The 11570-nt window shown below is 73.0% G+C and carries 11 protein-coding genes; 4 read left to right on the top strand and 7 right to left on the bottom strand.

Translation table 11 applies throughout. The features are described from left to right. The first annotated feature begins 67 nt into the window (after window positions 1-67). Window positions 68-748 (top strand): response regulator transcription factor, encoded by a 681-nt coding sequence (locus tag WA788_RS07600; RefSeq protein ID WP_335972832.1) that lies wholly within the window; start codon window positions 68-70, stop codon window positions 746-748. Beyond that, on the top strand, window positions 735-2246 hold the full coding sequence (locus WA788_RS07595; RefSeq protein ID WP_335972830.1) for a sensor histidine kinase: 1512 nt from the start codon (window positions 735-737) through the stop codon (window positions 2244-2246). Before WA788_RS07600 ends, WA788_RS07595 begins: the two co-directional genes overlap by 14 nt. 89 nt (window positions 2247-2335) lie before the next feature. Here WA788_RS07595 and WA788_RS07590 read toward each other — a convergent pair whose 3' ends face one another. The 4 genes from WA788_RS07590 to WA788_RS07575 form a co-directional block, all read right to left on the bottom strand. Next, entirely contained in the window at window positions 2336-3355 is a 1020-nt protein-coding gene (locus tag WA788_RS07590) for an NADPH:quinone reductase (protein WP_335972828.1), read from the bottom strand. Further along, on the bottom strand, window positions 3352-3906 hold the full coding sequence (locus WA788_RS07585) for a TetR/AcrR family transcriptional regulator (RefSeq protein ID WP_335972826.1): 555 nt from the start codon (window positions 3904-3906) through the stop codon (window positions 3352-3354). The genes WA788_RS07590 and WA788_RS07585 overlap by 4 nt, the downstream gene beginning before the upstream one ends. Before the next feature lie 114 nt (window positions 3907-4020). After that, on the bottom strand, window positions 4021-4377 hold the full coding sequence (locus WA788_RS07580) for a hypothetical protein (RefSeq protein WP_335972825.1): 357 nt from the start codon (window positions 4375-4377) through the stop codon (window positions 4021-4023). A 282-nt stretch (window positions 4378-4659) separates the two neighbouring features. After that, a complete protein-coding gene (locus WA788_RS07575) occupies window positions 4660-5535 on the bottom strand; it encodes a LysR family transcriptional regulator (RefSeq protein ID WP_335972824.1) in 876 nt (291 codons plus the stop codon). 122 nt (window positions 5536-5657) lie between these two features. On the opposite strand from WA788_RS07575, the gene WA788_RS07570 reads away from it, so the two are divergent. Both WA788_RS07570 and WA788_RS07565 read left to right on the top strand, forming a co-directional pair. Further along, entirely contained in the window at window positions 5658-6656 is a 999-nt protein-coding gene (locus tag WA788_RS07570; RefSeq protein ID WP_335972822.1) for an NADP-dependent oxidoreductase, read from the top strand. Continuing rightward, on the top strand, window positions 6653-7093 hold the full coding sequence (locus WA788_RS07565; RefSeq protein WP_335972820.1) for a nuclear transport factor 2 family protein: 441 nt from the start codon (window positions 6653-6655) through the stop codon (window positions 7091-7093). The genes WA788_RS07570 and WA788_RS07565 overlap by 4 nt, the downstream gene beginning before the upstream one ends. A 50-nt stretch (window positions 7094-7143) precedes the next feature. On the opposite strand, the gene WA788_RS07560 is transcribed toward WA788_RS07565, so the two are convergent. The 3 genes from WA788_RS07560 to WA788_RS07550 all read right to left on the bottom strand — a co-directional run bounded on the left by WA788_RS07560 (window position 7144) and on the right by WA788_RS07550 (window position 11388). Further along, the gene (locus WA788_RS07560; protein ID WP_335972818.1) at window positions 7144-8226 is read right to left on the bottom strand and encodes a Gfo/Idh/MocA family protein; all 1083 of its coding nucleotides are present in this window, start codon (window positions 8224-8226) and stop codon (window positions 7144-7146) included. Beyond that, the gene (locus WA788_RS07555; protein WP_335972816.1) at window positions 8223-9038 is read right to left on the bottom strand and encodes an alpha/beta hydrolase; all 816 of its coding nucleotides are present in this window, start codon (window positions 9036-9038) and stop codon (window positions 8223-8225) included. Before WA788_RS07555 ends, WA788_RS07560 begins: the two co-directional genes overlap by 4 nt. 160 nt (window positions 9039-9198) lie before the next feature. Then, window positions 9199-11388, bottom strand: coding sequence for a hypothetical protein (locus WA788_RS07550; protein WP_335972813.1), 2190 nt, complete (start codon window positions 11386-11388; stop codon window positions 9199-9201). Window positions 11389-11570 lie beyond the last annotated feature (182 nt).

Genomic DNA, 11570 nt, shown 5'->3' with positions numbered 1-11570 from the left:
CCGGCTGCTGATCCAACCTGATCAGCCGATCAGGAAGGCCGAACCCCGCTGTGCGAGGCTGTTGCGCATGCGCATCCTGGTGGTCGAAGACGAAGTGGACCTTGCCCAGACGCTGCGCATCGGCCTGCTGGCCGAGGGCTACAGCGTCGACCTCGCCCACGACGGCCGGCACGGTCTGTGGATGGCCCGGACCGGCGAATACGCCGTCGTCGTCCTGGACTTGATGCTGCCCGGCCTCAACGGCTACAAGGTCTGCGCCCAACTGCGCCGGGAGGGCAACACCGTGCCCGTCCTGGTCCTCACGGCCAAGGACGGGGAGTGGGACCAGGCGGAGGCCCTCGACACGGGAGCCGACGACTACCTGGCCAAACCCTTCTCCTACATGGTGCTCGTCGCGCGGCTGCGGGCCCTCACCAGACGAGCCACCGCGGCCGTCCCGCCCGTGCTGTCCGTGGGCGACCTCTCGCTGGACACCGCCGGGCGGGTGTGCCGCCGGGCCGGGGTCAGGGTCGAACTCACGCCCCGGGAGTTCGCCGTGCTGGAACTGCTGGCCCGCCGGGCCGGTCAAGCGGTCCCGAAAGCGGATCTCCTGCACCACGCATGGCCTGACGAAGCGCAGGACCCCAACCTGGTGGAGGCGCGCGTCAGCGTCCTGCGCAAGAAGGTGGACGCCGCCTTCGACCGGAAGTCCCTCCAGACCGTGCGGGGTATCGGCTACCGACTGGTGGACGACCGTGAACGCGAGTAGGACGCTGCGCCGATGGCTGCCGCGTTCGGTACGGGCCCGTGCCGCCCTGGCCGCAGCGCTGACCGCCGCGGCCGTGCTGGCCGGCATCGGCGGGTGGATGCACCACGAGATATACCGCCAGAGCGCGCGGATCGCCGAAGAACAGGCCCGCGAAAACCTTTTCGCCCTGGTCGGCCAACTGGACGAAGGGATCGTCCCCGACCGCAGAAGCGCGGTCCCGTACGAGATCGTCGCAACCGGCCGACGCGGCGCCGTCGCCTCCGGCGGGGGCCTGGACGCCGTCGACTCCGGCGCCCGCCACGTGCTGCCCGCCCCGTCCGCCCTCTCCGCCCCAACCCCCCCGCCGGACAGCGACGACGGCTGGTTCTACACCGTCCGCCCCCTGCGGATACCGGCGCGCGGCGACCACGCCCCCACCGGCTCACCCGACCTGGCCGGCCGGACCTACCCGGTGCTGTACGTCGATACCTGGGCCGGCGGCCTGAGCCGTGACAAGGCCGCCGCGTTGGGAATCGCCCCCGATGCCACGCTGCGGACCTACGTGGTGGTGCTTCCGGAGACGGCCGAGGCGATCACCGCGACCACCGGCGACCTGCTCCTGCGCGCCGGGCTGGTCGGCCTCGTACTGATCGCCGCCGCCGCCTACTTCACCGTCCGTCTCGCCCTGCGGCCGGTCGAGGCCATCCGCGCCCTGACCGCCTCGGTGAGCGCCGACGACCCCCGCGAACGCGTCACCGTCCCCGCCACCGGACACGAGATCACCGCCCTGGCCACCACCATCAACACCACCCTTCAGCGTCTCGACACCGCGGCGGCGCGGCAGCGCCGCTTCGTCGCCGACGCCGCCCACGAACTGCGCAGCCCCCTGACCTCCCTGCTGGCAAGCCTGGAAGTGGCCCTGGCCTACCCGGAACGCACCGACTGGCCCACCGCGGTCACCACCGCCGCACGGCAGACCCGCCGCCTCCAGGCCCTCGCCGAGGACCTGCTGCTCCTCGCCCGCTCCGACGCCCAGGCCCCGGAAACCGCCCCGCGGGCCGTCGACCTGTCGGCCCTCGCCGCCAAACTGGCCGAGCAGTACTCCCTCACCGGCAGCACACTGATCCTCACCTGCGACAGCACCGGCCCAGCACCCGTGGACGGGAACCCCGGCGAACTGGAACGCCTGCTGCGCAACCTCATCGACAACGCGGTCCGCCATGCCGCCCGACGCATCGAGATCACGGTCCGGACGGAGGGCACATGGGCCGTCCTCACCGTGGGCGATGACGGGCCGGGCGTGCCGGTCGAGGACGCCGAGCGCATCTTCGAACGGTTCGTCCGGCTCGATGACGCCCGCTCCCGCGCCCACGGCGGCAGCGGCCTGGGCCTCGCCATCGCCCGCGACCTGGCCCACCGCCACGGCGGCACCCTCACCCTCGCCCCCCGGACACCCGGAGCCTGCTTCCGGCTGCGCCTCGCGCTGAACCGTTCCGGAACGGCGGGGGACCCCGGCTAGGAGATCGCGGGGAAGCACGGCGTCGCCTCCCGTGATGCGGCTCGCTGCCGGGGCGTTCGCCGCCCGTTCCCACCCGGCCGGACGGAGCGTCAGGAGCCGATGTCCACCAGGACTTTGCCGACCGAGCGGCTCTCGACCGCCCGGTGCGCGTCGGCAGTGCGCGCCAGGGGGAAGCGGAGCAGCGGCAGGCCGTGCTCCGCGCCGACCGGTAGCGCTCCGTCGCCCACCGCGGCGGCGACGTCCTGGGCGGCCGCGGCGCGTGCTTCCGGACCGGCCGTGTAGAGGACCAGGAACTGGAGGCGTGCGTTGAGCACCATGTTCCGCAGTACGTCCAGTTCGACCGGTCTGCCGCCGTCGTTGGCGTAGGTCGAGATCGTGCCGCGCGTGCGGAGGACGGCGAGGTCCAGGGCGAGATTGCTGCCGAGTGCCACCTCGGCGACGACGTCGACGCCGTCCGGGGCGCTCCTGCGGATGGCGGCGGCCGGGTCGCCCTCGCGGTAGTTGACCACGTGGTGGGCTCCGGCGGCGGTGGCGAGCCGGGCTTTCTCCGGGCTGCTGACCGTGCTGATCACCGTGGCGCCGGACCATCGGGCGAGCTGGATCACCGCGTGTCCCACCGCTCCGGCCCCGCCCGCGGCCAGCACCACCTTCCCGTCGAGGGTCCCGGGCCCGAGCCGGCGCGGCCCGTCCTCGGTGACGGTGAGCGCGCGGTGTGCGGTCAGCGCGGGGACACCGAGCGAGGCGCCGATGTCGAAGCCGGCCTCGTCGGGAAGGGGTACGGCCTGTTCCGCGGGCACGACGGTGAACTCGGCGGCGGTGCCGGTGGGCCGCCCGGCGGCGGCCATGAACAGCCAGACCCGCTGACCGACCCGGCTGCGGGCGACGCCCTCACCGACGGCGTCGATCGTGCCGGCGCCGTCGAGGTGCGGGGTGACCTCGGGGAAGTGCTTGGGGTGGCCGGCACCGGAGCGTGCCTGCCAGTCGGTCGGGTTGACACCGGATACGACGACCCGGACCCGGACCTCGCCGGGGCCGGGCTCGGGGACGTCGCGGTCGACGAACCGGAGAACGTCGGGGGTGCCGGTGTCGCGGTAGATGATGGCTTTCATGATCCGTCCTTGGTGCCTGTTCGCAGGGCGGTGTAGAGCAGTTCGGCCTGGTAGAGCGCCATGATCCGGTGGGCGATCGGGGCGGCCTGCTCCCGGGCCGGGGCCGGTTCGCGGCACTCGACCTTGACCAGCCAGGCCGTGACGCAGTCGTGCAGCATCGCGCGCATCCGCTCGGTCGCGTCGACGACGATGGCGTGGACCTCCGGGTCGGTGGTCGCCTCGCTCCAGGTCTGCACGCCGACCCGGGCGTGGACGGGGTCGATCGCGGCGGTCAGCCGGGAGAGCAGTTCGTCCGGGTCGGGCGGGACGTCCGCCGCGGCGAACTCGCCGATGGTGTCGGCGCGTTGGTGGAGCATCTGGCGGGCGGCGGCGCGGACCAGGTCGGCCTTGTTGCGGTAGTGCGCGTAGATCGAGCCGGTCGACAGGCCGGACTCGGCGGTGATGTCGGCGATCGAGGTCCGCTCCAGGCCGTAGCGGCTGAAGCAGCGGACGGCGGCGTCCGTGATCTGGGTGCGCCGGAGTTCCTTGCGCGCGTCGGTGAGCCGAGGCACACCCCCACCTCCTCGCAAAAAGAATCGGTGTTCTGCTTGTGGAAACACTAGCAGAACACCGATTCTGTATGTGGGAGGCGTGTCAGAGGAGGTGGGCGCGGGGTCCGAGGTGCGTCAGAAGGTGATGACGGTGGCCTGTTCGAGGGTGAAGCGGACGAACTCGTCGCGGGCCACGCGAAGTTCGAGCCCGCGGGCGGCGAGCTGGTCCTCGGTGCCGTCCGCCCGGGCGGCGTTGACGCAGGCGCCCACCCGGACGCCGCCGGCGATCAGCTCGTCGATCTGCCGGTTGAAGGTCGCGACCGCCTCCGAGCCGCCCGCACCGCTGAGGCGGCGCTGGGCCGGCCCGAAGCAGAAGACCTCGACAAAGACTCCCCGCTCCGGCGCGACCTCCTGGATGCGCTGCGCCACCCGCGTCCCGGTGGCCAGCGAGTCATCGTCGTCGTGGAATACGTGAACGACCGTCTTGGGCATGGCGCACTTCCGCTCGTGTCGCAGGTTCGGGACCGCGCCCGACCCTAGTCGTCCTTCTCGCAGAACAAGACGCGCGTCTCACCAAGTGAAACGCTGAGGGTTTGCGCGCACCCTTCGGCGCCCGCGGCCGGAACCGGTTGCTCGCCCCCAGGGCGCCGTCGTGGATCTTGAGCCCGCCCGCTCCGAGGAAGCCGGTGGGGCCTGACCACGGCCGAGCGGGACCACCTGCGGGCGCTCGTCAACGGGTCCCCGCGGCCCGGCGCGCCTTCACGGCCGGCCCGGTCACGCCGCCGGCGCGGTCGCCAAAGCCCGGGCCACCCGCCGCAGATGCGTGATCAGCGGATTCGGGTCGGCGTTGCGGTGGACCAGCACGACCTGACTGCGTGGTGCGTCCTCGATCGGGACGGTGACGAGGCCGGGGCGCAGAGTGCTGCGCCGGTCACCGACCGGCAGCACGGCGACGGCCCTGCCGCCGGCGACCAGTTCGAGCTTGTCTTCGTAGCTCTCGATCGGCGGCAGGCCGGTCCCGAGGACGCGGTAGGAAGTCCAGTCGGCCGTCTCCAGCCGGCAGGGCGCCTCCTCCAGGCCGGCGAGGTCCTCCGCGGCCACCGACGTGCGGTCGGCCAAGGGGTGGCCGCGTGGGACCACGAGCATCCGGGGCTCGTCGTACAGCGGCGTGGTGGACACCTCGTCGGCGGCGAGCGGCAGCGGGGCCCGCGCGATCAGGGCGTCCACGCGTCTGTCGGCCAATGATCCGACGTCGCGGCAGCTCAGGTACCGGGTGGCGATCTCGGCGTCCGGGCGGCGCCGGCGCAGTTCCTCCACGACGGGGGTGATCACCAGGTCCTCGACGTAGCCGATGACGATCCGTTCGGCTTCGCCTCCTTCGCGCACGGCCGACTCGGCCTGACGGGCGGCCGCCAGCAGGACGTGGGCGCGGGGGAGGAACCTCTGTCCGGCCGCAGTGAGCCGGGCGCCTTGGGGCACGCGGTCCAGCAGCCGTGTGCCGAGATGCCGCTCGAGCCGCTGGATCTGGCGGCTCAGCGCCGGCTGGGCCACGTGCAGCTCGGTGGCGGCCCGGCCGAAGTGCTGGTGCGCGGCCACCACGGTGAAGTAGCGCACGAGCCGCAGGTCCAGGTCCTGTCCGAGATCGTTCACCCTCTCAGGGTACGTGTCATGCCGTTTCGGAATGATCAGGTTGCCGAACCGGTCTTGGACGGCCGTGCCGCCCCGGGGTTTGACTGACGGAGCAACGTTTCCCCGAGAAAGCGACAGGCGCGATGAAGGCGATCCAGTTCCACGAGGCGGGCGGGCCGGAAGTTCTGCGGTACGACGAGGTGCCGGTTCCCGGGATCGGCCCGGGCGAGGTGCTCGTCCGGGTGCACGCGGCGGGCGTCAACCCGCCGGACTGGTACCTGCGTGAGGGGATGAAGATCATGCCGGCCGAGATGAGGCCGGCGCTGGAGTTCCCCCTGACCCCTGGAACGGACATGTCGGGCGTCGTCGAGGCGGTCGCTCCGGACGTCCGCGGGTTCGCCGTCGGTGACGAGGTCTTCGGCATGCTGCGGTTCCCCGGGTTCGACGGCCGGACGTACGCCGAGTACGTGGCGGCACCCGCGTCGGACCTGGCGCCCAAGCCGGCCGGCATCGACCACGTGCGGGCCGCCGGGGCGCCGATGGCCGTGCTCACGGCCTGGCAGTACCTGATCGAGCTCGGCCACGACGTGCCGTCCCCCTTCACCGGGCAGGTGCACCGGCCGGTGCCGCTCATGCCGGGGATGACCGTGCTGGTCAACGGGGCCGCCGGCGGGGTGGGCCACTTCGCGGTGCAGCTGGCGAAATGGAAGGGGGCGCACGTCATCGCGGTGGCCTCCGGCCGCCACGAGCAGTTCCTGCGCAAGCTCGGCGCCGACGAGTTCATCGACTACACCACCACGCAGGCCGCCGACGTCGTCCGCGGCGCGGACGTGGTCATCGACACCGTCGGCGGCCCGGACAGCTCCCGCTTCCTGGCCGTACTCAAGCGCGGCGGCACCATGCTCCCGGTGTTCTTCGCCCAGTACGACCCGGAGGAGACGGCACGCCTGGACGTCACGGTCTCGAACATCCAGGTACGTTCCAACGGCCCCCAGCTCGCCGAGATCGGGCGCCTGTTCGACGAGGGCGGACTCCAGGTCGGGGTGGACAGCACCTACCCGCTGTCCGAAGCGGGCAGCGCGCACACGCGAGCCGCGCGGGGCCACATCCAGGGCAAGATCGTGCTGACGGTGGCCTCGTGACCGCCGAACTCCAGCAGGTGGTGGCGCGGTACGCCCACGCCCTGGACGAGCTGAACGTTCCCGAGCTGGAAGCGGTCCTGACCGAGGACACCACCTGGACCTTCACGATGCCCGGACCGCGGGTGCTCGGCCCGGTCGCCGGACGCGCCGCGGTCCTCGACTTCGTCCGGGACGGGCACGCGGCCCAGGCCGGAAGGGTGCGACACCATCTCGGCAACGTCGTGGTCACGACGGCGGGCGCCGCCACCGCCGAGGTGCGGGCCTATCTGCTGCAGACGAGGAACACCGGCGAGAGCGTCCGGACGATCGCGACCGGGGTCTACACCTTCGGGCTGCGCCGGTCCGAGGGCGGGTGGCGGATCGCCGAACTCGCCCTGACGCTCGACAACGCCTTGGCGGACGGGCCGCGGGCTGCTCCGTGGCGGCTCGGGCGTTGACGAGGCGGGTGGTCCGACACGTGACCGAATGAGCGGGGTGCCGGAGCCGCTCACATGGCCGCGGGCGGCCACCAGGAGCGGTGGAAGGGGTCGTCGGGGGTGATCGACCCGCGGGCCACCGGCTGCCCGGTCGCCGCCGACTTGTACAGGGCGGTGACGAACTCGGTGGTGCGGCGCGCGTCGGCGGTGGTGTGCTCCGGCGGCTCGCCGCGCCGCATCCGGGCCACCAGGTCCGCGAGTTGGGGCGCCTGGTGGGCGGGCACGTCGGCGCCGATGGCGTCCCAGCCGGGCGGCGGCGGGTCGTCGGGGGCGGCGGTGAACGTCCAGTGCCCGTTGCGGTAGGCGTACAGGTGCCGCAGCTCCACGCTGGCCCGGCGGCAGTCCAGCCGCAGGTAGGACTCCTGGCGGGCGGAGACGACGCTGTTGACGACCGAGGCGAGCGCGCCGCCGTCGAAGGACACCTGGGCGAGCGAGACGTCCTCGGTCTCGATGTCCCGGTCCACGGTGGCGATCCGCGCGCGGACCTCCCGCCAGTCCGGCATCAGCCACAGCAGCAGGTCCATGGCGTGGATGCCCTGCGTGACGGTGGCGCCGCCCAGTTCGGTCGCGCGCCGGCCGCGCCAGGGCGCGGCGTAGTAGTCCGGGCCGCGGTACCAGGTGGTCTGGCACAGCGCCAGCAGCGGCGGCCCGAGCACGCCGTCGCGCAGCAGCCCGCGCAGGTGGGCGGCGCCGGAGCCGGCCCGCCACTGGAAGACCGGCGCGCAGTAGCGGCCGGTGGCGCGCTCGGCGGCCAGGATGCGGTCGTGGTCGGCGAGCGAGCCGCACAGCGGCTTCTCGCAGTACACCCAGGCGCCCGCCTCCAGCGCGGCCACCGTCAGGTCGGTGTGCGTGAACGACGGCGTGCAGAGAACCACCAGGTCGGGGCGTTCGGCGGCGAGCAGCTCCCGCGGGTCGCCGTAGCCGCGGGGGATCGCGTGCTCGGCCGCGAAGCGCTCGGCCCGGGCGGCGTCGGCGTCCGCGACGGCCACCAGCTCCAACTGCCCCGGCAGGGCCCGGATCGCGGGCACATGGGCGTCCCCGGCGATGCTGCCCGCCCCGATGACCGCCGTGCGGTACGGCCGCGGCGCGCTCATGCCCGGCCGCCGTCCGCCGCGAGCCCCGCGGCCAGCCACCGCGTGGTCACCTCGACCGCCTCCCGCTCGGTGCCGGGGGTGTGGAAGCCGTGGTCGGCGCCGGGCATGCTGTGGAACTCCCATGCGGGCAGGGCCGCCGCGGCCTGCCGGGCGATGGCGTGGGAGACGTAGCGGTCCCGGTCGCCGTGGACCACCAGCGCGGGCGGGGACGCGGCGGCGTACCCCTGAAGCGGGTGGCTGCGGGCCATTTCCGCGAACAGCACGCGGCCCAGCGGGAAGCGGCCGCCGAGCGCCAACTCGCCGGTCGCGGCCAGCTCCTCGAACCGCTGCGGCCCGAAGTTCGCCAGGCCCCAGGGCAGTTCGGGGGCCAGGAAGGTCCGCCGCAGGTCCAGGACCGGGTTCCACAGCACCAGCCGGGCCAGCCGCGGGCCGAGCCAGGGCATCGACAGCCCGGTGGCGACGGCGCCGAAACTCGCGGCCACCACCGCCGACGGCCCGGGGAACTCCCGTTCCGCATAGGCCGTGACGGCTTCGAGGTCCAGCATCTCCCCGGCGATCGTGACCCCTTGCGGGGTGCCGCCGCTGGCGCCGTGCCCGCGGAAGCTGAACCGCACGGCGGTCAGGCCCGCTGCGGCCAGGCGCGCGGCGAGCCGGGTGAAGCCGCCGCCCTCGTCGAGGTCGGCGCCGATGCCGTGCGCCAGCACCACCGTGCCCTGCGGCCGGCCCCCGCCGCCCGGCGCGGGCCGGTGCACCGCGGTGTCCAGCTCGATCCCGTCGGGCGCGGCCACCCGCACCCGCTGTACGTCCGTCACGAACCCCTCGTCTCCTTCGCCGACTCGCCGACTCGCCGACTCGGCGACCCGGCGTGCCCTCCACGCCGTCCTGCGGCGGGCCGATCCGCCGGCCCGGCCCCGGCCCGGCCCCGGCGCGCCCCCCCCAGGCAGCGCACCGGAGCCGGGAGTTGCCCCCGCGTCAGGGCGTCCAGCGGTACAGCAGCACCTTGTTGAACAGGTCGTCCTCCACCTGCACCAGGTAGTCGCCGTCCGCGCGCTTGGTCGCGGAGATGCCGTACGGCACGTCCACCCAGCCGGAGCGGTCGATCGTGCCGATGACCGAGCCGGCCGTCCAGGTGCCCACCGGGCTGGCGTCGGCGGCCTTCCACACCCACACCTGGCCGCGGGTCTCGATGCCGGCCGCGAAGATGTAGTCGCCCGCGAACGCCAGGCTCACCATGGTCACCACGATCGTCGAGGCGGTGTCCCAGGGCAGCAGCAGCGTCCAGGTCGGCGTGGTGTTGCCGGTGCTCCACTTGTCGTAGCGGACCAGGACCTTGCCGCACTCCTTCCAGTGCGCGTTGTCGAAGGGCTGGTCCGGGGTGTAGCCGACCATGTACATCACGTCGGCGGCCACGTCGTAGTGCAGCCGCCGGACCACGCTGAAGGGCGCGGGCAGCGCGATGGTCTCCATCGACTCGTAGGTGTAGATCGGGTTCTGCTGACTGTCGAAGCCCTGGAGCGGGTAGCGGCGCAGGTTGCGGTCGCCGCCCTCCCAGATGTCGCCGTTGTCGTCGACGTACCACACCCAGCAGTTGCTGGGGGAGCTGGTGCCGTCGCCGGGCTGGACGTACTCGCCCGCCTCGAAGTTGCCGTTGCCGCTGAGGTCGCGCCAGATCCACTGGCCGGTCGCGGGCTGGTTGGGCGGCCAGGTCGGGTCGTCGCCGTTCCAGCGGGCCTTGAAGATCGCGCCGGACGGCTTCGCGATCTCGCCGTCCATCCGGTAGATCAGCAGGTGGGCGCAGTACATGCCGGTGACGTACATGTACAGCCGGCCGCCCAGCCGCTTGAGGAACGGCGAGGTGGCCGCGTGGCTGTGGCCGGTGAGGAACAGCCGGGCGTCCTGCGGGTAGGTGACGGAGTCCAGCGTGTAGCTGCGCCAGGTCGCGTCGCTGCCGGGCGCCTTGGTGTACGCCATGCTGTAGTGGCACTGCTTGGTGTAGATCTCCACGCCGTCGGAGGCCGGGTCGAAGTCGGCGGCGTCCACGAACGCGCTGCCCTGGAGCTGCCAGACCACCGCGCCGGCCGGCGAGAACTTCCGCAGCCAGGTGCCGAACTCGAACATCGCCACGTAGACGTTGCCCGCCGAGTCGCCGCCGACGCCGACGATGCCGAAGAACTTGTCCGCCGCGACCCGGCCGGGCGTGCCCGCGCCGATGCCGCCGGCCTGGCCGAGGCTGCGGGCCAGCGCCGGGGTGCCGGACAGGCCGGTGTAGGTGTGCACCTGGCGCAGCGGGCCGTTGTCGCCGACCAGCAGGTCGCCGTTGGCGTCGACGGCCACCGAGGTGGGTATCCACTGCGCGGACGGCCCGGAGATCGTGCCGGCCAGCGCGGCGCCGGAGTTCGAGAAGTGCAGGATCTTCGCCGGGTTCGCGGTGTCGACGTGCCAGAAGTGCCCGTCGTTGGTGTCGCGGGTGATGTTCGAGACGACCCAGATCTCCCCGCTGGGCGCGATCGCCACCGAGCCGGGCTGGTTGACCGTCCAGGTGTGCTGGACGGCGCCGGTGGCCGCGTCGAAGACCAGCACCCGGTTGTTGGCGCGGTCGGTGGCCACCACCTGGGTGTCGGTCGCGGCGGCCGCGGCCGGCGGGCTGCCCACCGCGTACGTCAGCGAGGTGGCGGTGCCGTCCAGGGTGTACCGGGTCAGCCCGTTGCCCACGCTGAGGTAGGCGTAGGTGCTGTTGACGGCCACCGCGTCGCCGTTCGCGCCGTGGCAGTTGCCGATGAGGTGGCCGTCCTTGTAGATGCCCGCGTAGTCGCCGGCCTCGTCCCAGAAGCTGACGGTGTAGACGGCGCCGTCGGCGGTGACCGCGATGTTGAAGACGAAGTCCTGCACCCACTCGGTCGCGCCGGAGAAGGTGTTGCCGGTCCAGGAGGTGACGACGTTGGTGAGCGTGGTGTCCAGGGAGGCGGCGGACCGCGCCTTGGCGAGGCTGCCCTTGGCGGTGGTGGCCGGCGCGGCGGCGCCGGCCGAGGCGGCGGTGGCCGGGACCGCCAGGGCGGCGCCCGCGACGATCGCGGCGTTCCGGCCGTAGCTGAGCAGTCGGCGGCGGCTGACGGAGCGGGTGCGAGGCGCGGACGGTGTCTGTGCGGGTTCCTGCTCGCTCATGGAAGGGGTCCTTCGTCGTGGGGTTCGTCGTGGGGCCGGCCCCGTGGGGAGGCCGGCCGGACGTCCATCGAGTGACCGGTCACTTGACGCGACGCCAAGCTAGGGGTCCGCGCACCCGGCGTCAATGCATCTGACCTCTTCCGTTGTCGCGGTCGCGCGATTAGGATGCGTCACATTGTCAT

The sequence above is a fragment of the Streptomyces sp. CA2R106 genome (assembly GCF_037034245.1).
GTDB lineage: Bacteria > Actinomycetota > Actinomycetes > Streptomycetales > Streptomycetaceae > Actinacidiphila.
The sequence above is the reverse complement of the archived record's forward strand: the minus strand, read 5'-3'. Positions and strand labels throughout refer to the sequence as shown.